The following is a 21604-nucleotide window of genomic DNA, read 5'->3' on the forward strand; positions in this document are numbered from 1 at the left end:
GTCAGCGCGCGGGCCTCGCCGGCTGCTGGTAGTGGTCGGCGACCACCCGCGCCATGGCACCGATGGGGTCCGCGGTCACTTCCTTGGCGGCGAAGTACACATGTCCGGCCACCTCCGGATGCTCCTTGGCCAGGGTGAGGTGCCGGGACAGTTCAGCGGGGTCCTGCCAGGCGGCGGGCTGCGCCGGGTCCCCGGCCTTGTACAGCGCCTCGCCCACGTACAGCTTCGTCCTGCTCCCGCGCGCCACCTCGGCCCACCAGGGCACCAGTTTCGCGTAGTCGGCGGCCGAGAAGCCGATGTTCCAGTAGAGCTGCGGCACGAGGTAGTCGATCCAGCCCTCCCGCACCCACTTGCGGGTGTCGGCGAAGTTGTCGTCGTACGACTGCACGCCCGCCCGCGTGCCGGAGCCGAGCGGATCCGTGGCCACGTTGCGCCACACCCCGAAGGGGCTGATGCCGAACCGGGTGCCCGGCCGGACCTCCCTGATGCGGGCCGCGGTCTCCAGCACCAGCTGGTCGATGTTGTCCCGCCGCCAGTCGGCCCGGGTGTCGAAGTCGCCGCCGTACTCGTCGTAGGCCGCGTCGTCGTCGAAGGTCTGGCCGGCCACCGGGTACGGATAGAAGTAGTCGTCGAAGTGGACCGCGTCCACCGGGTACTTCTCCACCGCGTCCAGGATCGCGTCCTGAACGAAGGCGCGGACCTCGGGCAGCCCGGGGTTGTAGTAGAGCTTCCCGCCGTACGGCACGACCCACTCCGGGTGCCGCCGGGCCGGGTGCGAGGCGACCAGCCTGGCCGGGTCCGCCTGGTTGGAGATGCGGTACGGGTTGAACCAGGCGTGAAGCTCCAGGCCCCGCTTGTGCGCCTCCCGCACGGCCGTGCCGAGCGGGTCCCAGCCGGGGGCCTTGCCCTGGGTGCCGGTGAGGTACTGCGACCAGGGCTCGTACGGCGAGGGCCACAGCGCGTCCGCGGTGGGCCGCACCTGGAGGATCACCGTGTTGAGGCGGTCCGCCACCGCCTTGTCGAGGTGTGCGATCAGCTCGGCGCGCTGCTGGGCGGCGGTCAGCCCCGTTCTGGAGGGCCAGTCGCGGTTGGCCACACTGGCGATCCACACTCCCCGCATCTCACGGGCGGCCCGGCGGCGGCCGGGGTCCGTTCCGTCCGCCAGCGCGGCACCCGCCGCCACCGCTCCCCCGCCTGCCACGATCGCCGACAGGGCGGTCACCGCGAACGCCCGCCTCGACAACGGTGACTTCCGATGCATCCTCACTCGTACCTCCGTGCGCCGTCTGTCCGCGGGTCAGCCTGCCATGCGGCACCCGGACATTCGATCAACGATCGCCGAAGGGAACGTGCAGGTTTCCGGCAGGCGCGGAGCCGCCTCGCACATCCGCGCGAACCACGGATTCCCCCACCCTCCGACGCTGCCGCCGCCGAGCATGCCCGACCCCGCCGATCGATCATCGATACTTTCCAGTAACGTGCACGAACGGAGCAGGCGCCGTGACAACGGAACCCTGCGATGTCCGTAGACCAGCGAAAGGGACGATGTGACCGACATCGAGCGCATCGGAGTGGTGGGCTGCGGCCAGATGGGAGCGGGCATCGCCGAGGTGTGCGCCCGCTCCGGACTGGACGTGAAGGTCGCCGAGACCACCGGCGAGGCCCTGGAGATCGGCCGGACCCGGCTGTTGAACTCCCTGACCAAGGCCGCCGAGCGCGGCAAGATCACCGAGGAGGAGCGGGACGCGACCCTGGCGCGGCTGTCCTTCACCACCGACCTCGGCGAGTTCGCCGACCGTGATCTGGTGATCGAGGCCGTCGTGGAGAACGAACAGGTCAAGACCGAGATCTTCCAGGTGCTCGACCAGGTCATGACCCGGCCGGACGCGATCCTCGCGTCCAACACCTCCTCCATCCCCCTGGTGAAGCTGGCGGTCGCCACCTCGCGGCCCGACCACGTCATCGGCATCCACTTCTTCAACCCCGCCCCGGTGCAGAAGCTCGTCGAGCTGATCCCGGCGCTCACCACCTCCGAGGGCACGATCAGCCGCGCCCAGGCCTTCGCCGAGAAGCTCCTGGGCAAGCACGCGATCCGCGCCCAGGACCGCTCCGGGTTCGTGGTGAACGCCCTCCTCGTGCCGTATCTGCTCTCCGCGATCCGCATGTTCGAGTCGGGCATCGCCGGCCGCGAGGACATCGACAACGGCATGGAGATGGGCTGCGCCCACCCGATGGGCCCGCTGAAGCTGTCGGACCTGATCGGCCTGGACACGATCGTCTCCATCGCCAACTCGATGTACGAGGAGTACAAGGAACCGCTGTACGCCGCTCCCCCGCTGCTCCAGCGCATGGTGGACGCCGGTCGCCTCGGCCGCAAGAGCGGTTCCGGCTTCTACACCTACAGCTGACACTCCTCGGCTCTGTGCACAGTGCCCGTTTCAGGGTGACCGTCACACAGTGCGACGAACACGGGCCCGGCACTCTTCGGAGCGCCGGGCCCGCCGTATTCACACACCGTGTGCGCGTCGGGCACGCATATGCCCGTCGCACACTCTCCCCACGCGTCCACCAGGGGAGTTGACTCCTCATGCGCATGCAAGGGATGTGACGACTACGGAAAGGAGCGGACTCGTGACCGCCGACCCGGAGCATCCCGTGGTCCATGGAGAACTCGCAGAGTTACGCCGCCGACTCGATGTCGCGTACGCACGCGTCGAGGGAGGGCTCGCTCTGCTCAGCCATCGCACGGAGGAGACGGACAAGGAACTGGACGACCTCAGCGCCCGCATCGTCGTACTGGAGCACGCCCGTTGGCCCCTGCCCGCCGTCGCGGCCGTCACGGCCGTGGGCGCGCTGATCGCAACGGTCTGGCAGGCCGTCGGGCACTAGGGCGCGGGACGCGGTGGGGGATTCAGGGCATGGCGTCCTGCCCGAGCCTGAGATGGTGCAGCAGGAGTAGCGCGGCCGCCATGTTGGCGGCCGGGACCTCCCCACGGGCGACCATGTCGGGGACGAGTTTGAGGGGAACCCATTCCCGACGGTCCGACTCGAAGTCGTCCACGGGGTGCCCGATGTACTCGCCCTCGTCGGCCCAGTAGATGTGGTGCCGGGCGTCGGTGAGCCCGTTGGACGGTTCCACGCTCATCAGGTGGCGCAGCGGTCCCGGCCGCCAGCCGGTCTCTTCCTCGAGTTCCCTGGCGGCCGCGTACGCGATGTCCTCGCCGTCCTCGACGACACCCGCGGCCAGTTCCCACCCCCAGCTGTCGGTGATGAAGCGGTGGCGCCACAGGAGGAGGACCTCGTTGGCCTCGTTCACCACCGTGGCCACGGCGACGGGCCGCAGCCGTATCAAAAAGTGATCGAGGTGCCGACCGTCCGGCAGCTCGACATCCGCGAGGTTGACGGTGAACCAGCGGTTTTCATACACAGTTTGTTCGTTCTGTTTCGTCCACTGCACGGTTCTGCCACCTTCCATCGAGTAAGTGGCAATATCGCAGCAGGGACTATGCGGTGCTTGAGTTCGGGCGCGTGGTCTACAGCGGTACGCGCAGCGCCCCGTCGATCAGTTCGGCTGCCTCGGCCGTGCCCGCGCAGCCGTTGCGGACCAGGTGTTCGCGTACCGCGCGGAGTCTGTCGCGCAGGCGCTGGGACTCCATTCCGCGGGCCTGTTCCGCCATCTGCACCGCCGTGGCCACCGCCTTGTCGGCGTTGCCCTGGCGCAGCTCGATCGTGCTGAGCATCGCGAGCCGGTGCACCCGGCCCCGGTCGTGGGCGGGGTTGTCGACGGCCTGCGCGGCATGCTCTCTCGCGGCCACCAGCTCACCGAGGCTGAGCAGCGCCTCCGCCACCTGGACGTTGACAAGTCCCGGCTGGACATAGCCCGTTTCGTCGGGTTCGTATCCGCGCCGGATGCGTTCTGCGGCCTGCTCGGCACGCCGGATGCAGGACAGCGCGCTCGTGCCGTCGCCGAGGTGCGCGTACGCCTTCGCCTGCATGGCGTACAGGTCGGAGGCGAGGGCCGGCGTGATGTGCTTGCCGGCGGCCCGCAGCGCGGCCTCCGCGAAGGCGACGGCCTGCCGGTGCTCGCGCATGAACAGCGACTGGTTGACCAGGAGCGCTATCACATACGCGCCAAGTCCCCGGTCCCCACTGGCCTTCGCCAGCCGCAGCGCCTGGTGGAAGTAGCGCTGGGCGAGGCCGTGCGCGTCGGAGTCGTAGGCACAGATCCCGGCGACCGCCACCAACCCGCCGGTGGCCCGGTGCAGTTGGCGCCCGATCTCGTCGGTGTAGCTGCCGCGCAGCAGTGGCGCCGCCTCGGCGTTGAGGAAGCCGACGATCCGGGTGCGGGTCGCGATGCCGCCGGCCTTGCGGTACATCTGCTCGTAGTGGGTACGGGCGGCGCGCAGCATCTCCAGGTCCCCGGCGGTGACCCGATGCCGCCCGCCGCGCGAGACGTCCACGTCCTCGGGCGGGTTCTCCCACTCCCACACCGGCATCACGGCCGGCGTACCGGTGACCGCGGGGGCGCCCAGGATGTGCGGCCGCTGCTGCTCGTCGGAGCGCCACAGGGCGGTGGCCCGCTCCACGAAGCCGGACAGCGAGGTGCCGTGCGGGGCGGCGGGCTCACCGGGGACGCCGAGGCCGATGTCGTCGAGGTTGACCGTGCGGTGCAGCCGGGCGGCGAGCACCTCGCAGATCAGGTCGGGCACCTGGCCGCGCGGCCGCTGGCCCTTCAACCACCGTGCCACGGCGGTGTGTTCGTACCGGAGCGCGAGCCCGCGCGCCCGGCCTGCCTGGTTCACGTGTGCGGCCAACCCCGCGTGCGAGATCCCCGCCTCGTCCAGGATCGCGTCGAGCAGAGTGTTGGGCTGCATATATGCCCCCCGGGTGGCTCGGTGCCGACCGTGCCGTCAGAGTAATGGGTGTGTCTTCACACGGGGTGTGAACGGAGTGCTCGAATCCGTAGCGTGCGCGCACTGTCGCGGAGAGTTTCGAGCCGGTTGACTGAAATGCCTCGCAAGAGGCCGGCCGGGCCGCCGGCTCCCCCTCGTACAGTGCGGCGGCCCGATTCCGCGCCGTCCGCCGCGGCTGCCTGCCCGACACTCCGTGGTTGCGGTGGACGGCGTCGGAACGCCGGTGTCCTACAGGTGCGTTGTCGGCTGCGGCTGTGACGTGGCTGGTCGCGCAGTTCCCCGCGCCCCTGAAGTCCGTTGGAGTTGCCGGTCGTTGCGCAGTACGAGCAGCGCAATGTCATCCGCCGGGGCTCCCGCCGCGTGGCGCAGCAGACCCGCGAAGACCGAACCGAGTACAGCCTGGGGAGTCTCGCCCACGGCCTTTGCCAAAGCCCCCGACAGGGAGAAGAACCGGCCATGAGCGTCTCTCGCGTCCTCGGCCCCGTCCGTGTGGAGGACCAGGGTCTCATCGGGGAGCAGGGATCCGCAGTGCATGGGCGGGAGTTCGGGGGGCAGCGGGAACGGCCCGAGCGGAGGGAGGGGGTCCGCTCGGGTGAGGGGGTCCACCCGAGTACCGCTCAGGAGGTACGGCCAGGGGTGGCCGCAGTTCAGCGCGTACAGGGCTCCGTCGTGCCGGATCTCCAGCAGCAGTACGGTGACGAAGTCCTCGGCGACCGGATCCTCCTCACGGTCCCGCTGCCGTAGATGCCGGCTCAGTGCACGCTCCAGTCGCCGCAGCACACACCCCAGTTCGGGCTCGTCGTGCACGGCTTCCCGGAAGCTGCCGAGGACGGCGGCGACGGTACCCAGGGCGGACAGCCCGTGTCCCCGGACGTCGCCCATCACGACCCGCACCCCGTGCTCGGTGGCGATGACCTCGTACAGGTCGCCGCCGACCGAGGCACCCCGGTCCGCGGAGAGCTGGGCGGCGGCGATGTTCAGCCCGTCGACGCGCGGCGGAAGCGGCCTGAGCAGGGCGCTCTGCGCGGCACCGGCGACCTGCCGGATCTGCCGCAGCTCACGCAGCAGCGCCTGCCGGACGTGGAGTATCAGCCCGGTGCCGACCGCGAAGAAGACGGCACTGGTCGCGAGCCGTGCCTCGAAGCCGTTCTGCTGGGCGAGCGGGCAGGTCAGCTTGTACGTGACCGCCACGGCACCCCACACGGTCGGTAACCCCAACGCGAGCACCCTGCGGGGAACCCGACCCCTGATACGGATCATGCCGATGGCCCCCCAATAGGCCCAGACAGCACAGACGGACCGGCCCCGAAAGGCCGGTCCGATTCTGTCGACAGCATGACCCGGAAGGACCAGATCACTGGGAGTTCTCACTCAAACGAGTGAGGTAACGGATGGGGGTGTGGGGGCTCGCCCCCACAAGGGGCGCGGGGAACTGCGCGACCAGCCACAGCTCACCCGCACCCGGCACACGACCTCAGCCGCGCAGCACCGCTCCCGTCCGCTCCCCCGCCAGCGCAACCGCCGCATCCCGCGCAGCCGAAGCCTCATCCACCGTCAGCGTCCGGTCACCCGCGCGGAAGCGCAACGCGTACGCCAGCGACTTCTTACCATCACCCAACTGCTCCGCGTTCTCGTACACGTCGAACAGCCGAATCGCCTCGAGAAGCGAACCCGCACCCTCACGCAGCGCGGCCTCGACATCGGCGTGCGGCACGAACCGGTCCACGACCAGCGCGACATCCTGCGTGGCGACCGGGAACGTCGAGATGCTCGGCGCCTGAGGCGTGTCGTCGCCGACGGCCTCCAGCGCGTCCAGGTCCAGCTCCATCGCGGAGGTACGCGCGGGCAGCCCGAACGCCTTCAGCACCCGCGGGTGCAGCTCACCGGCGTGGCCGACGACCTTCTCCACACCCTCGGCGACGACCACGAGCTCGGCGCACCGGCCCGGGTGCCACGGCCCGTACTGCCCACCGCGGACGACCAGTTCGGCCCCGGCCTCACGGGCGACGACCCGTGCCGCCTCGATCGCGTCGGCCCAGTCCGCCGGACGGCCCTTGCCCCACCAGCCGGCCTGCTCCCGCGCACCGGCGAGGACGACGGCCGCATGCCGCGGCTGCTCCGGCAGCGCGGCGTTCAGCGAGGCGAGCTCCTCGTCCGTGGGACGCCGGTCGACGGGCAGCGAGACGGCGACACGCTGCTCCTCGCGCGGGTTGAAGACCAGGCCGGTCTCGAAGAGGGCGAGGTCGTGCGAGCCGCGGCCGTCGTTGCGCCGCAGCGCACCGAGGAGGCCGGGCAGCAGCGACGTACGGAGCGCGGGCTCCTCGTCGTTGAGCGGGTTGGTCAGCTTGACGACACGGCGGGCCGGGTCGTCGGCCTCCAGCAGGAGCTGGTCGAAGACCTGCTCGCCGAGGAAGGGGTAGTTCGGCGCCTCGACGTACCCGGCACCGGCCAGCGCCCGGCCGACACGGCGGTGCAGCCGCTGCCGGTGGGTCAGACCGCGGCCCGACGGGGGCTTGGGCAGCGTGGAGGGCAGGTTCTCGTAGCCCTCGAGCCGGATGACCTCTTCGGCCAGGTCGTTGACCTCGGTGAGGTCGGGACGCCAGGACGGCACGGTGACGATCAGCTCGTCCTGCCCGTACACGTCGCAGCCGACCTGCTGGAGACGGCGTACGACCGTCTCGCGGCCGTAGTCCACGCCCGCGACCTTGTCCGGGTGGTCGGCCGGGACGGCGATGGTGTGCGGCGCGGACGGCGTGGCGACCTCGGTGACACCGGCGTCGGCGGTGCCGCCCGCGAGCAGTACGAGCAGGTCGACGGTGCGCTGGGCGGCCGCGGCGGCGGCCGCCGGGTCGACTCCGCGCTCGAAGCGCCGGGACGCCTCGGAGGACAGCTTGTGACGGCGGGCCGTACGGGCGATGGAGACCGCGTCGAAGTGGGCGGCCTCGATGACCACGTCGGTCGTGCCCTCGCCCTCCTCGTGGTCGGCGATCTCCGTGTTGGCGCCGCCCATGACACCGGCGAGGCCGATCGGGCCGCGGTCGTCGGTGATGACGAGGTCCTCGGCGTGCAGCTTCCGCTTGGCGCCGTCGAGGGTGACGATCTCCTCGCCCTCGCCGGCCCGGCGGACTCCGATGGTGCCCTGGACCAGCTTGCGGTCGTAGGCGTGCAGCGGCTGGCCGAGCTCCATCATCACGTAGTTGGTGACGTCGACGGCGAGCGAGATCGGGCGCATGCCGACCTTCTGGAGCCGGCGCTGGAGCCAGAGCGGGGAGCGGGCCTCGGGGCTGAGGCCGCTCACCGTGCGGGCCGTGAAGCGGTCGCAGCCGAGCGGCTCGGAGACCTGGACCGGGTAGCCGTACGCGTTCGGACCCGGGACGTCAAGGAGCGCCGGGTCGCGCAGCGGCAGGCCGTAGGCGATGGCGGTCTCGCGGGCGACGCCGCGGATGGAGAGGCAGTCGCCGCGGTTGGCGGTGACGGCGATGTCCAGGACCTCGTCGACCAGTTCCAGGAGCTCGATGGCGTCCTTGCCGACCTCGGTCTCCGGCGGCAGCACGATGATGCCGTGGCTGCCGTCGTCGCCCATGCCCAGCTCGTCGCCGGAGCAGATCATGCCGTGGGACGTCTTGCCGTAGGTCTTGCGCGCGGAGATCGAGAAGCCGCCCGGCAGGGTGGCGCCGGGCAGGACCACGACGACCTTGTCGCCGACGGCGAAGTTGCGGGCGCCGCAGACGATCTCCTGGGGCTCGCCGGTGCCGTTGGCCTGGCCGACGTCGACCGTGCAGAAGCGGATCGGCTTCTTGAACTCGGTCAGCTCCTCGATGGTCAGCACCTGGCCGACGACCAGCGGGCCCTTGAGGTCGGCGCCGAGGTGCTCGACCGTCTCGACCTCGAGGCCGGCCGAAATGAGCTTGGCCTGGACGTCACGGCCGGTCTCGGTGGCCGGCAGGTCGACGTACTCCCGCAGCCAAGAAAGCGGGACCCGCATCAGATCTCCATCCCGAACGGCCGGGTGAACCGGACGTCACCCTCGACCATGTCTCGCATGTCTTCGACGTTGTGGCGGAACATCAGCATCCGCTCGATGCCGAACCCGAAGGCGAACCCGCTGTACTTCTCGGGGTCCACTCCGCAGGCCGTCAGGACCTTCGGGTTGACCATGCCGCAGCCGCCCAGCTCGATCCAGCCCTCGCTGGAGCAGGTGCGGCAGGGGCGGTCGGGGTTGCCGACGGACTCGCCGCGGCACACGTAGCAGACCATGTCCATCTCGGCGGACGGCTCGGTGAACGGGAAGAAGTTCGGCCGCAGCCGGGTCTTCATGCCCTCGCCGAACAGGGCCTGGACCATGTGGTCCATGGTGCCCTTGAGGTCGGCCATGGTGAGGCCCTCGTCGACGGCCAGCAGCTCGACCTGGCGGAACACCGGGGTGTGCGTGGCGTCCAGCTCGTCGGTGCGGTACACGACACCGGGGCAGATCACGTACACCGGCAGCTCACGGTCGAGCAGCGAGCGGATCTGCACGGGCGAGGTGTGGGTGCGCAGCACGACGCCGGACTCGGTGCCGCCCTCGGGGCCCTGCACGAAGAAGGTGTCGGCCTCGCCGCGGGCCGGGTGGTCCGGGCCGATGTTGAGGGCGTCGAAGTTGAACCACTCGGCCTCGACCTGCGGGCCCTCGGCGACCTCGTAGCCCATGGCCACGAAGACGTCCTCGATCCGCTCCGACAGGGTGGTGAGCGGGTGGCGGGCGCCGGCCGGTACACGGTCGTACGGCAGCGTGACGTCCACCGACTCCTCGACCAGGACACGCGCGTCGCGCTCGGCCTCGAGCTCGGTCTGACGAGCGGCGAGCGCCTTGTTCACGGCGCCGCGGGCCTGTCCGACGAGCTTTCCGGCGGCGGCCTTGGCCTGCGGGGGCAGGGCGCCGATCTCGCGGTTGGCGAGGGCGAGCGGTGAGGTGCCGCCGGTGTGGGCGACCTTGGCCTCCTGAAGCGCGTCGAGGGAGCTCGCGGCGGCGAAGGCGGCGAGCGCCTCGTCCCGCATGCGCTCGATCTCTTCCGGTTTCAGGGCCTCGACCTCTACAGGGTCGTACGACTTGTTCGGTGCCGACATCTCTTCCCGTGCTTCCGATTGGCTGGCTGAAGGTCCCCGTCACCGACTCTGCGACTCGCTGCGGGCCGTCTCCGGGACACAAAGGTGCCAAAGGCCGAGTCTAACGGGGTGGGGGTGTACGAATGCGCCCGTGGGCCGCTAGGCGAGATACGCCGGCGCCGCCACGGGCAACGTAAATCGGAACTCCGCGCCGCCCTCGGGGGCGCGGCCGACGGTGATGGTGCCGCCGTGGGCTTCGACGATGCCCTTGACGATGTACAGCCCGAGGCCGGTGCCGCCGCGCTTGCTGCCCCGCCAGAAGCGGGTGAAGACGCGGTTCATGGACTCCTCCGGGATGCCGGACCCCTCGTCGCTCACCGTGACCGACGTGCCGATGTCCTCCCCTTCGCGGGGGGACGCCGAGGGCGTGACGTCAATCGTGACCGTTCCCTCGCCGTGGCGCACGGCATTTTCGAGCAGGTTGCTGAGCACCTGGTCGATCTTGTCGGGGTCGGCCCAGAGCATGGGCAGCGGTTGTTCGATGCGGAGCAGGAACCGGTCGGCGGTCTGCCCGGCGGCGACGTACGCCTGGATGTGCCGCCCCACGGCCGCCCCGATGTCGACGGGCTGGCGCCGCACCTCGAGGCGTCCGGAGTCGATGCGCGAGATGTCGAGCAGCTCGGCGATGAGCCGGGTGACCCGGTCGGCGTCGGCGTCGACGGTCTCCAGCATCAGTCGCTTCTGATCGTCGGTGAACCGTTCCCACTTGGCGAGCAGGGTCGCGGTGAAGCCCTTGACGGAGGTGAGCGGAGAGCGCAGCTCGTGGGCGACGGTGGCGATCAGCTCGGCGTGACTGCGCTCGGTGCGGCGCCTGGCCTCGGTGTCCCGCAGGGAGACGACGACGCGGTGGACGGGTCCGGTGGGCTCGGTGCGCACGTACTGCGCGGAGACGAGGACCTCGCGTCCGCCGGGCAGCAGCAGGTTGCGCTCCGGTTGCCTGCGCCGGATGGCCAGTCCGCCGTACGGGTCCGTCACCTGCCACCAGCGCCGCCCTTCCAGGTCCTCTAACGGCAGCGCCTTGTCGAGGCGCTGTCCGAGGGCCTCGGCGGCGGGGACGGCGGTGATCCGTTCGGCGGCGGCGTTGAAGCAGACGACCCGGCCGTGCTCGTCGGCGACGACCAGTCCGTCGGGCAGGAGATCGGGGTCGATACCGAGCCCGGCGAGCTCACCGGGGCCGGACGCGGACCCCTGCCGCAAGTCCCCTGCTCCCGGTCCGCTGCTCGTGCCGACACTCATCCCCGTACCCCACCTCTCACGACGGCTATGGGGCCCCCGAGCTGGTCACCCTACTAGCTGTGGGTGACGGAGCGGCACCCTCCGGAGGCGCGCTGTGCACGGGCCGACGCGTAGAGACATACGGCGGCGGCGGTCGCGAGGTTCAGGCTCTCGGCCTTCCCGTGGATCGGGACGCGCACGACGGCGTCCGCGAGCGCGCGGGTCTCCTCCGGGAGCCCCCAGGCCTCGTTCCCGAACACCCAGGCGGTCGGCCCGCCCATGGTCCCCTGGTCGAGCTCGTCGTCGAGGTCGTCGGTCCCGGCCCCGTCGGCGGCGAGGATCCGCACGCCGATGTCCTTGAGTCCGGCCACGGCCTGCTCGACGGGGACTCCGACGGCGACCGGCAGATGGAACAGGGAGCCCACGGAGGCCCGTACGGCCTTGGGGTTGTAGAGGTCCACGGACGCGTCGGTCAGCACGACGGCCTCGGCGCCGGCGGCGTCGGCGCACCGCAGGACGGTCCCTGCGTTCCCGGGGTCACGGACGTTGGCGAGCACGGCGACGAGCTTGGGACGGGCGGCGAGGATCTCCTCGAAGGGAGTGTCGAGGAAGCGGCACACACCGACGAGCCCCTGCGGGGTGACGGTGGTGGAGATGTCGGCGATGACGTCCTCGGAGGCGAGATGGACACGCGCTCCGGCGGTGCGGGCCTCACCGACGATGTCGGCGTAGCGCTCCGCGGCCTCGACCGTGGCGAACAGCTCGACGAGTGTGTCCTTGTGCCCGGCCGCCTCGCGCACGGCCTGCGGCCCCTCGGCCAGAAACAGCCGCTCCTTGCCCCGGAAGTTCCGCTTGGCGAGCCGCCGGGCGGCCGAGACTCGGGCGGAACGGGGGGAGATCAACTCGGGGCTGGCGGAGGACATGCGGCTCACTTTCGAAGAACTACACAACAGGACCCGCAAGCCCGAAAGCCTGCGGGTCCCTCATGTCACGTCGGCGCGAGGCCTACGGCAACGTCAGGCCGCCTTGGGGGCGTTGACGTCGGCCGGCAGGGCCTTCTGCGCGACCTCGACCAGCGCGGCGAACGCCGGGGCGTCGTTGACGGCCAGCTCGGCGAGGATCTTGCGGTCGACCTCGATGTTCGCGGCCTTCAGACCCTGGATGAGGCGGTTGTACGTCATGCCGTTCTGGCGGGCCGCAGCGTTGATGCGCTGGATCCACAGCTGACGGAAGTCGCCCTTGCGCTTCTTGCGGTCGTTGTAGTTGTAGACCAGCGAGTGGGTGACCTGCTCCTTGGCCTTGCGGTACAGGCGCGAACGCTGACCGCGGTAGCCGGAGGCCGCCTCGAGGATCGCCCGGCGCTTCTTGTGGGCGTTGACTGCCCGCTTGACGCGTGCCACTTTTTACTCCTTGTAGCGGGGCCGTGGTTGGACTCACACGGCCCGGAATCGATTGGGTCCCGGTCCAGACGTACGGCGCTCAGTCAGGGCGCCGCGTACGTCACTTGCCGAGAAGCTTCTTGATCTTCGCGGCGTCGCCCGGGGCCATCTCGGCGTTGCCGGTGAGGCGACGCGTCACGCGGGACGACTTGTGCTCGAGCAGGTGGCGCTTGCCGGCGCGCTCGCGGAGCACCTTGCCGGAGCCGGTGATCTTGAAGCGCTTGCTGGCACCGCTGTGCGACTTGTTCTTCGGCATAGCGCCGTTCTCTCCTCTGGGTGGCGCTCCGGTGCCCGGTCGTGAAACCGGGCACACGGTGGAGCGTCGCTCTTGTATCGGTTACGTCCTTGGGGACTCGCGTCCCCCGGGATCACGCCTCAGCGGAAGCCTCGGCCGGAGCCTCGGTCTCCACGACGTCCTCGGAGCCCGTGGCTTCCTCGGTCTCCGCGGCGTTCTGCGACTTGCCGGGGTTGGCCTTCGCGTCAGCCTTGCGGGCTTCCTGCGCCTGGCGGGCCTCGGCCATCGCCTCGGTCTTCTTCTTGTGCGGACCGAGAACCATGATCATGTTTCGGCCGTCCTGCTTCGGGTTCGACTCCACGAACCCGAGGTCCTCGACGTCCGTCGCGAGCCGCTGCAGCAGTCGGTAGCCGAGCTCCGGCCGGGACTGCTCGCGACCACGGAACATGATCGTGATCTTGACCTTGTCGCCCTGCTTGAGGAACCGGACGACGTGACCCTTCTTGGTGTCATAGTCGTGCGGGTCGATCTTCGGCCGGAGCTTCATCTCCTTGATGACCGTGTGCGCCTGGTTCTTGCGCGCCTCACGGGCCTTCATGGCCGACTCGTACTTGAACTTCCCGTAGTCCATGAGCTTGCACACGGGCGGACGGGCGTTCGCCGCGACCTCGACCAGGTCCAGGTCGTACTCCTGCGCAAGCTCCAGTGCCTTGGCCAGCGGGACAATGCCCACCTGCTCGCCACTGGGACCGACAAGTCGCACCTCGGGAACGCGAATCCGGTCGTTGATGCGGGGCTCGGCGCTGATGGATCCTCCTCGGTTAGCACCACACAGCCGTCTGGCGGACGGCCGCGTTTGTCTCTGTTCGACAGACCTAACCGCGCCGAAGCACAAAAAATGCCCCGGACGATCACAAGACGGGGCTCCAAAGCACTGCCGGAGCACCGCCGCGATGATCGCGGGGCGCACATTCGGGCGACTCCATCGTCCGTACGGAACGATGGTGGCCGCCTGACCGGGGTGACCCGCCGCCCCGGAGGACGGTCAGGTGGGAGATCGGAGCCTCCACTTGTGGGCCGTACACATAAGCGTGCGGCCGGTCGTCACACAAGGTTAGCAGCTGCCCGGGGGTGGTGCGAACCGGCGTGCACGGGGTCCTAGGCTGGGGGCATGAGTGACACCCCTCCTGAGTCCCCCGCCGACTTCGACGAGATGACCCGCGACATCGCCGAGGTCCCCGCCGTCGAGGTGATCGTGACGGTCGCCGTGAACCTGATGAGCGCCGCCGCGGTGAAGCTCGGTCTGACCGAGGAGGGCGACAAGTACAAGGACCTGGACGAGGCCCGCAAGCTGATCCACGCCCTGGCCGGTCTGCTGGACGGCAGCGCCACCGAGATCAGCTCCTTCCACGCCGCCCCGCTCCGCGACGGCCTGAAGTCCCTCCAGCTCGCCTTCCGCGAAGCCTCGATCGTCCCGGACGAGCCGGGTCAGGGCCCGGGCGAGAAGTACACGGGCCCGGTCTACGGCTAGTCGCTCACCGCACGTACAAGGGCTCGCCCGGAGGCGTCGCCCCGGCCGGCAGCAGCGCCAGGTCGAGGCCGCGCACCAGGCGGGCCCTCAGTGTCTCCTCGGCGGCCAGGCGCCGCGCCACCGCGTGGACGCTCGCGTCGTTCGGCATGCCGGGGTAGAGGACCAGGGCGAGGGTGCCGTCACCCCGACCGGGGCCGAGATAGGCCCGCTCCACCGCGCCCACGGCGGCCACCGCGGCGCGTACCGACTCCACCACCGCCGGGTCGGCCAGCGGGTCCGCCGTCGTACGCCCCTCGGCGAGGGCGCGCAGCGCGGGGCCGGTGAGCTCGAACGGCACCGGTCCGGCCAGGTCCAGCACGACCGTGTCCGCCTTCTCGTGTGCGGCGGCCTGGAGCGCCTGGTGCAGGGGTACGGCGACGGGGCGGGCCTCCGGGTCCCACAGGGCCAGCGAGTCCGTGGACGTGAAGGCGGGCAGGGCGATACGGCCGCCGGCCTTCAGGGTGGGGACGGCCATGTCACTGGTCTTCTCGCGGCGCAGTCCGTTCTCGTCCTCCTCGACCTCGCCGAGCACCGCCACGACGGGGACGAGCAGCCGGGCGCCCTCCAGGGCCTCCAGAACGGGGCCCACGGCGGTGCGGTCCTCGGCCCAGGCGGCGAGCGCAGCGCTCAGCCGGGGGTCGGCGGAGCCGTCGTCGTCGGAGAAGCCGGGGTCGGGAATGTTCTTGTTCGCCACGGTCACCGACCCTATAGGGGCGTTGCTGCTGGGCTTGTGCGGCCCCGGAAACCTGTCCGTGACGCCGCTCACCGGAATCTCAGATTTCCCTGACACACATCTAACTTTCGTCTAACGGCGCACACAGTCGGCACCCCGAGCATCACGGACATGGAGTCCTCCAGAGCCCGTCGCAGCCGCCGTGCCCGCCCCCGCCGGCGTCGCACGCTGATGTACACCGCACTCGCCTGCGTCGCGGTCGTCGGCGCCACGGCCGGGGGGACCGTGTACGTGAAGGCGCAGGCGCACTCCGGTACCGCCTCCGTATCCTCGGCCGCGTCGCCGACCGTGGGGACGGCGGGCGAGGAGGCATCGGTGGAACCCGTGACGGAGCCGACCGTGGACCACGAGCGACTGCTGGCCGACGCCATGGAGTCGGTGACCGTGCCGGACGCGGCGGACGTGTCGGTGGCCGTGCTCGACCTGGACTCCGGGGAGAGCGCCACGTACGGAACGGGCGCCTTCGACACGGCGAGCATCGTCAAGGTCGACATCCTCGCGGCCCTGCTGCTCCAGGCGCAGGACGAGGACCGCCGGCTCACGGCGAGCGAGAAGGCGTACGCCACCGCGATGATCGAGAACAGCGACAACGACTCCGCGTCCGCGCTGTGGCGGATCATCGGCGAGGCGGCCGGTCTCGACGCCGCGAACGAGCGGTTCGGGCTCACGGGCACCGAGGGCGGCGACGGGATGCTGTGGGGGCTGACCCAGACCACGGCCGCGGACCAGCTCACGCTGCTGCGGCAGGTGTTCGGGGACGACTCGGAGCTGAGCGAGGCGTCGCGGACGTATCTCCAGGAGCTGATGGGGCGGATAGCCGCCGATCAGCACTGGGGGGTCTCGGCCGCCGCGGACGGCTCGGCGTGGGCGCTGAAGAACGGCTGGCTACCGCGTTCCACGACCGGGCTGTGGGACATCAACAGCATCGGTCGGGTGACAGCGTCGGACGGCGACGACTATCTCGTGGTGGCGCTGTCGAACGGCAACGCGACGAAGGAGAAGGGGATTTCACTCGTGGAGTCGGCGGCGCGGGTGGCGGTGTCGGTGTTCACGGGCGACAGCACGTCGTCCTCGGCCTCCGCGACCGTCTCCCGGTGACCTCCTAGAGCTCCTCGTACCGTTCCCGGCGGCCGCGCCACAGCAGTACCGCCGCGATCAGCAGGACGCCGCCGACGCCGCCGGCCACCGGGGCCGCCCAGCCGGCCGAGTCGTCGGTCGCCTCGGCGGCGTCCGGGCCGGGGCCGAAGTACTTCTCGCCGTAGGCCGCCGACCGCAGGCCCTCCGGCTTCAGCTTGGCGGCCGCCTTGATCGCGGCGGCCGGGTCGATGAAGCCGTAGCCGCGGGAGTCGTCGCGGCCGCCGACGGGGGCGTTGCGGGCCGTGTCCTCCAGGAGCTGCTTGATCTGGGCCGGGGTCAGGCCCGGGTGGGCGGCCTTCACCAGGGCGACGGCTCCGGAGACGAAGGCGGCGGCGGCGCTGGTGCCCCAGCCCTCGTAGTACTTGTGGTCGGGGTCGGCGATGACGATCTTGTCGCCGGGCGCGCTGACCGTGGCGTACCAGCGGCGGGTGGAGAAGGAGGCACGGGTGCCGTACTTGTCGACGGCGGTCGCGGCGATGACACCGGGGTAGGCGGCCGGGTAGGAGATGTGGTCGCCCTTCTCGCCGCCGTTGCCGGCCGAGGCGACGACGACGGAGCCCTTCTTCAGGGCGTACTGGACGGCCTCGTCCTCGGCGGGTTCGGGGTGGGCGGACTTGGAGTCGTCGCCCAGGGAGAGGTTGATGACGTCGGCGCCGTGGTCGGCGGCCCAACGGATGCCCTCGGCGAGGGCGTTGCCGCGGGTGTTGCGGGCCTTGCCGCGGGCGGAGTCGCCGTCCTCCAGGATCACGCGGACGGGGAGGATCTTGGCCTCGGGGGCGATCCCCATGACGCCGTCGCCGTTGGCATAGCCGTGTCCGTGCCCGGCGATGATGCCGGCCATCGCGGTGCCGTGCCGGGCCCAGGCGCGGTCGCCGCGGCCGGCTCCGAAGCCGACCATGTCCTTGCCCTCGAGGACGTTGCCGACGAGGTCGGGGTGGTCGTCCTCGACGCCCGTGTCCAGGACGGCGACGGTGATGCCCTTGCCCTTGGTGGTCTGCCAGGCCTCCTGGGTGTGCATGGCGTCGAGGGCCCACTGCTGGGCGCGGATGCCGTCGGCGTGCGCGGCGGTGGGCGGTACCAGGGCGAGGGAGGCGGCGAGGAGGACGCTCAGCAGGCCCGCCCGGCGGGTCAGGGCGGTCACGAGGGCTGTTCCGTGGCGGAGCTGACGGTCTTGCGCAGGCCTCGTTCGACGCGGTCGGCGAGGCCCTGGGACTCCTGGCCGAGACCGGCCTGGGCGACGGCGGTGGTGGCGCCGGACTCCATGGCCGCCTCGGCGGGCTGCGGCTCGTCGACGGTACGGCCGTCGGCCCAGCCGGAGACGGCGTAGACGACGACGGGGGCGTCCGTGAGGACGGAGATCGTCCAGGAGGCGCGCTGTTTCGCGCCGAAGCCCGCGGCGGCGGTGTCCTTGGCGGCGTACGGCCGGGGCATGAGGTCGGCGCGGCGGCCGAGGCCTTCCTTGTCGAACCGGGTGTCGAGGGCGGTCATGCCGTCGGCGTCGGCCTTGGTGAAGAGAAGCCCGACGGTGGTGACGTAGCTCTGGGTGGCGTCGGTGTAGGTGGCGCGGAGCAGCCGCTGGCAGCCCACGGGGGCGAGGGCCTTGCGCAGCAGCGGGTCGAAGGCGTCGGCGCAGCCGCTGTCCGGGGCGACGGCGATCCGCGTCCAGGTGCGGTCGGCGCCGCCGGGCCCGGCGCCCTGGCCCTGGAGGGTGGGCGGGAAGAGCTGGTCCACGGGAACGCTGTGCCACATCCCGGCGGCCGCGGCGAAGGTGTCCCGCGTGCCGGCCGCAGCGGAGTCCCCGACGAGCCAACTCCCGGTCACCGCACCACCGATGAGCCCGAGTCCGAGCACGAGACAGACGGCCACACCGGCCGCCCGCAACCGATTCCGCCCGCCGATCAACCGCGGCCGCGCCTGCTCGTCGTACCCCTCGGGCTGCCCGAACGACACGACCGGCCGCCCGGATCCGGACGGTTCACCGGGTGCCAGGGGGGCGTTCCAGGAGAGGGAGGGGTCGGGCTCCGCGGTACGGCCGAAGGGTTCGGGGGACGCGGGCGGGGTGGCGGGCGGGCGGCTGAGCGGCGAGGCGGGGTCGCCCGCGCGGGTCGTGTGGGTGTCGGTGGAGGCGGCGGTGGGCCGGGGCGGACGACCGGAGGGCATGGGGCGGCCGAGAGCGGCGGAGGAACGGTCGGGGTCGCGGGCCGGGGTCGCCTCGGGTGCGTACGGGCGCAGGCGGAAAGTGGTCTCCGAGGTCGTCTCCGGGGGCGCGCCTTCGCGGCGGGGCGGGGTGGCGGCGGCCGGGGGTGCGTCCGGGAAGCGTGCCGAGGCCCTTGGCGGGGGCGGGGTCAGGGGGGCGGGGTCGCCGGGCGGTGGGACGCGCAGGCGGGGGAAGCGGGGAGGGGCGGCCGAGGATGTGGCACGCGCCGGTTCGGCCGGGCCGCCGCGGCGGGGTGCGTCCGTGGTCTCCCGCGTGGGCGGCACCCGTGAGCCCTGGCGCTCGCCACCGTCGTCCCCGGCGGTCCGGGCGGACCCGGTCGCCGGCCGCGCGGTCGGCTTGGGGGGCACGGCGGTCGTCGGGCGTGCGGTCGGCATCGGGGGCGCGGCGGTCGTCGGTGCGGCGGGCCCGCTCGTCGGTCGCTCCGTAGGCATCGCCGGTACGCGGGCCTCGGGCCGGGTCCGGTCGTCCGTGGCGGCCGGGGTCCGGTCGGGTTCCTCGCGATGTGTCGTCTCGGCGCCCGTCCTCGGCGGCTCCGCGGGGCGCGGGGGTGTCGTGGGGCGCGGAGGGATGGAGGCGTGCCGCGCTTCGGTGCTCATGCGCCCCCCGTTTCCCTTGTGCCCGGGTCCTTCGTCCTACCCGCACGGACGGACCGGCATCCCCTGACAGGGCCCCTGCCGTCCTCACGTGCGTGCGCGTCACTCTACGGGTTGTCCCCGGCCGGACGGGAACCAGTCCACGAGCCCGGGGCTTTAGCCCGGAACGTCCCCCTACCCTGCGGTAATCCTGTCTGGCAGGCTTCGTTCATGACTGCGCGCGCCGCCGACCGGGCCCGTTACGACCGGGCCACCGCCCACCTCGCCGCCCCTGTGGCGATCGTGGATCTGGACGCCTTCGACGCCAACGCGGACGATCTCGTCCGCCGGGCCGGCGGCAAGCCGATCCGCGTGGCCAGCAAGTCCGTCCGGTGCCGGGCGCTGCTCGAACGCGTCCTGGCCAGGGACGGCTTCGCGGGCCTGATGTCCTTCACGCTCGCCGAGTCGCTATGGCTGGCCCGCTCCGGCTTCGACGACATCCTGCTCGCCTACCCCTCCGCGGACAGCGCCGGGTACGCGGAGCTGACCTCCGATCCCAAGCTTGCCGCCGCCGTCGCCGTCATGGTCGACGATGTCGCGCAGCTCGATCTCATCGACCGCTCCCGCGACGGCGGACGTGAAGTCGTGCGGGTCTGCCTGGAGTTGGACACCTCGCTCAAGCTGCTCGGCGGCCGGGTCCGGGTCGGTGCCCGGCGCTCCCCGCTGCACTCCCCCGCCCAGGTCGCCGACCTCGCCCGCGCGGTGGCCCGGCGCCCCGGGTTCAAGGTCGTCGGGATCATGGCGTACGAGGGTCATATCGCCGGTGTGGGCGACTCCGTCGCCGGGCATCCGCTGCGGTCTCGCGCCGTGCGGCTGATGCAGGCCACCGCCCGTAAGGAGCTCGCCGAGCGGCGCGCCGCGGTGGTGCGCGCGGTGCGGGCCGTGGTGCCGGACCTGGAGTTCGTCAACGGCGGCGGCACGGGCAGTGTGCAGACCACCGCGGCGGAGGACGCGGTCACCGAGATCGGGGCCGGGTCGGGGCTGTACGTGCCGCGGCTGTTCGACAACTACACGTCCTTCAGCGGGCGTCCGGCCGCGCTCTTCGCGCAGCCCGTCGTTCGGCGGCCGGGGGTCGGTGTCGTCACCGTGCTCGGGGGCGGCTATCCGGCCTCGGGTGCTCCCGGCCGGGACCGGCTGCCCGTGCCGTACCTGCCGGAGGGCCTGAAGTACGACCCCCAGGAGGGGCCCGGCGAGGTGCAGACCCCTCTGCTGGGCTCCCCCGCCGACGACCTCCTCATCGGCGACAAGGTGTGGTTCCGGCACGCCAAGGCCGGTGAGCTGTGCGAGCGGTTCGACGTGCTGCGACTCGTCGAGGGGGACGCGGTGACGGCGACCGTCCCGACCTATCGCGGCGAAGGGCAGACCTTCCTGTAGGCCAGCAGGCCAGCAGGCCTGAGGGCAGTGGGCCTGGACGTCAGTCCGTCGGGCCGATGCTGCTGCCCACCCCGCCGCCGTTCGTGTCGCCCGTGGACCGGATGCCCTTGGTGATCCGGTCCATGTCGGCGAGCGGCGGCCCGTCCTCGCCGGCGTCGAAGACATAGCGCACGACGACCGGGGTCTCGGTGCCGACGCTGGACTGGAAGGCGAGGGACTGGACGTAACCGCCGGGCCCCTTGGCCGTCTTGACGCGCCAGCGGACGAAATAGCCCGCGCGGCCCGCCACCGCGACCGGCCCCGCCTTCACCAGCTCGTGGGACTCGATGCCGCCGAAGGGCCGTTTGCCGACGAGGTCGCGGTCGTAGGCGGCGTCGGCCGCGTCGGTGATGTCCGCCTTGGCGAGGGCCTCGGGGGAGGTCTCGGCGTTGTCGGTCACCGTGCGCGAGATGACGAGGCCGTGCCGGCACACGCCCGGGTCGCCGGGGCAGTCGTAGGTGCCGTCGGTGGCCATGAGGACGTCGTCGTCGACGATGAACTCCGGTCGGACCCAGCCGTCGAGCAGGGGCACGGTGATGCCGTTGAGCTGGTCCTCCACGACGGCCGGGTCGTCGGCGGACGGTTCGCTGGTGGACTCCACGGGTGACGGCGTCTCGCTCGTCGGCGCGAAGGTCGGGGTGATCGACTCGGTCACGGTGGTGCTGTCCTCGGCACCGTCGTCCTCGCGCAGGACGAGCGCTCCCGTCACGATCGCCGCGACCAGCACCACCCCGGCCGTGGTGAGGGCGATGACCTTCGCACGCCCCGAGGCCTCGCCGCCCGGCGGCCGGCCCGGCGCCGGAGGCACCGGCGGCGGGCCCACGGGGGCGGGCTCGCGCCGGTGTTCGGTCCAGGCCGTGCCGTCCCACCAGCGCTCCAGATGCGGATGCCTGGGGTCGCGGTACCAGCCGGGCGGCGGCGTCATGCTCATCCCGGCACTGTAGGCGACCGTGC

Annotated in this window: 19 protein-coding genes and 1 pseudogene; 5 read left to right on the forward strand and 15 right to left on the reverse strand. The window is 71.5% G+C overall.

Annotation, left to right across the window (positions count from 1 at the left end; all coding sequences use genetic code 11):
• Position 1 precedes the first annotated feature (1 nt).
• Positions 2–1261 (reverse strand): glycoside hydrolase family 10-like protein, encoded by a 1260-nt coding sequence (locus ABKA17_RS30875; RefSeq protein WP_353695844.1) that lies wholly within the window; start codon positions 1259–1261, stop codon positions 2–4.
• 286 nt (positions 1262–1547) lie between these two features.
• Between ABKA17_RS30875 and ABKA17_RS30880 the strand changes: the two genes are divergently transcribed.
• A complete protein-coding gene (locus tag ABKA17_RS30880; RefSeq protein ID WP_353695578.1) occupies positions 1548–2408 on the forward strand; it encodes a 3-hydroxybutyryl-CoA dehydrogenase in 861 nt (286 codons plus the stop codon).
• A gap of 223 nt (positions 2409–2631) precedes the next feature.
• A complete protein-coding gene (locus ABKA17_RS30885; RefSeq protein ID WP_353695579.1) occupies positions 2632–2889 on the forward strand; it encodes a hypothetical protein in 258 nt (85 codons plus the stop codon).
• Between the two features lie 22 nt (positions 2890–2911).
• Here ABKA17_RS30885 and ABKA17_RS30890 read toward each other — a convergent pair whose 3' ends face one another.
• The 10 genes and pseudogenes from ABKA17_RS30890 to infC form a co-directional block, all read right to left on the reverse strand.
• A complete protein-coding gene (locus tag ABKA17_RS30890) occupies positions 2912–3457 on the reverse strand; it encodes an NUDIX hydrolase (RefSeq protein WP_353695580.1) in 546 nt (181 codons plus the stop codon).
• Between the two features lie 76 nt (positions 3458–3533).
• Positions 3534–4874 carry an NsdA family TPR-like regulatory protein gene (locus tag ABKA17_RS30895; RefSeq protein WP_353695581.1) on the reverse strand — a complete coding sequence of 447 codons (1341 nt, stop codon included), beginning with the start codon at positions 4872–4874 and terminating at the stop codon, positions 3534–3536.
• Between the two features lie 267 nt (positions 4875–5141).
• Positions 5142–6173, reverse strand: a complete 1032-nt coding sequence (locus ABKA17_RS30900; RefSeq protein ID WP_353695582.1) for a PP2C family protein-serine/threonine phosphatase — start codon at positions 6171–6173, stop codon at positions 5142–5144.
• 214 nt (positions 6174–6387) lie between these two features.
• Entirely contained in the window at positions 6388–8898 is a 2511-nt protein-coding gene (gene pheT / locus ABKA17_RS30905; protein WP_353695583.1) for a phenylalanine--tRNA ligase subunit beta, read from the reverse strand.
• On the reverse strand, positions 8898–10019 hold the full coding sequence (gene pheS / locus ABKA17_RS30910) for a phenylalanine--tRNA ligase subunit alpha (RefSeq protein ID WP_353695584.1): 1122 nt from the start codon (positions 10017–10019) through the stop codon (positions 8898–8900). Before pheS ends, pheT begins: the two co-directional genes overlap by 1 nt.
• Positions 10020–10157: 138 nt before the next feature.
• Positions 10158–11294 (reverse strand): sensor histidine kinase, encoded by a 1137-nt coding sequence (locus ABKA17_RS30915; protein ID WP_353695585.1) that lies wholly within the window; start codon positions 11292–11294, stop codon positions 10158–10160.
• A 53-nt stretch (positions 11295–11347) separates the two neighbouring features.
• The gene (locus ABKA17_RS30920) at positions 11348–12196 is read right to left on the reverse strand and encodes a TrmH family RNA methyltransferase (protein WP_353695586.1); all 849 of its coding nucleotides are present in this window, start codon (positions 12194–12196) and stop codon (positions 11348–11350) included.
• Between the two features lie 93 nt (positions 12197–12289).
• On the reverse strand, positions 12290–12673 hold the full coding sequence (gene rplT / locus ABKA17_RS30925) for a 50S ribosomal protein L20 (protein ID WP_353695587.1): 384 nt from the start codon (positions 12671–12673) through the stop codon (positions 12290–12292).
• A gap of 100 nt (positions 12674–12773) precedes the next feature.
• A complete protein-coding gene (rpmI, locus tag ABKA17_RS30930; protein ID WP_003977225.1) occupies positions 12774–12968 on the reverse strand; it encodes a 50S ribosomal protein L35 in 195 nt (64 codons plus the stop codon).
• Positions 12969–13080: 112 nt separating this feature from the next.
• Positions 13081–13780, reverse strand: a pseudogene (gene infC, locus ABKA17_RS30935) (translation initiation factor IF-3).
• Positions 13781–14118: 338 nt separating this feature from the next.
• Between infC and ABKA17_RS30940 the strand changes: the two are divergent.
• Positions 14119–14478, forward strand: coding sequence for a DUF1844 domain-containing protein (locus ABKA17_RS30940; RefSeq protein ID WP_046261477.1), 360 nt, complete (start codon positions 14119–14121; stop codon positions 14476–14478).
• Positions 14479–14482: 4 nt separating this feature from the next.
• Here ABKA17_RS30940 and ABKA17_RS30945 read toward each other — a convergent pair whose 3' ends face one another.
• Entirely contained in the window at positions 14483–15211 is a 729-nt protein-coding gene (locus ABKA17_RS30945; RefSeq protein WP_353695588.1) for an SseB family protein, read from the reverse strand.
• A 150-nt stretch (positions 15212–15361) separates the two neighbouring features.
• Here ABKA17_RS30945 and ABKA17_RS30950 point away from each other — a divergent pair, with 150 nt between their 5' ends.
• Positions 15362–16348, forward strand: a complete 987-nt coding sequence (locus tag ABKA17_RS30950) for a serine hydrolase (RefSeq protein ID WP_353695589.1) — start codon at positions 15362–15364, stop codon at positions 16346–16348.
• 4 nt (positions 16349–16352) lie between these two features.
• On the opposite strand, the gene mycP is transcribed toward ABKA17_RS30950, so the two are convergent.
• Entirely contained in the window at positions 16353–17528 is a 1176-nt protein-coding gene (gene mycP, locus ABKA17_RS30955) for a type VII secretion-associated serine protease mycosin (RefSeq protein WP_353695590.1), read from the reverse strand.
• Complete coding sequence (locus ABKA17_RS30960; protein WP_353695591.1) at positions 17525–19201, reverse strand: hypothetical protein; 1677 nt, start codon at positions 19199–19201, stop codon at positions 17525–17527. The genes mycP and ABKA17_RS30960 overlap by 4 nt, the downstream gene beginning before the upstream one ends.
• 207 nt (positions 19202–19408) lie before the next feature.
• Between ABKA17_RS30960 and ABKA17_RS30965 the strand changes: the two genes are divergently transcribed.
• On the forward strand, positions 19409–20611 hold the full coding sequence (locus tag ABKA17_RS30965; protein WP_353695592.1) for an amino acid deaminase/aldolase: 1203 nt from the start codon (positions 19409–19411) through the stop codon (positions 20609–20611).
• Positions 20612–20651: 40 nt separating this feature from the next.
• On the opposite strand, the gene ABKA17_RS30970 is transcribed toward ABKA17_RS30965, so the two are convergent.
• Positions 20652–21575, reverse strand: coding sequence for a DUF2510 domain-containing protein (locus ABKA17_RS30970; RefSeq protein ID WP_353695846.1), 924 nt, complete (start codon positions 21573–21575; stop codon positions 20652–20654).
• Positions 21576–21604 lie beyond the last annotated feature (29 nt).

Source organism: Streptomyces sp. RG80, assembly GCF_040446465.1.
Taxonomy (GTDB): Bacteria; Actinomycetota; Actinomycetes; order Streptomycetales; family Streptomycetaceae; genus Streptomyces.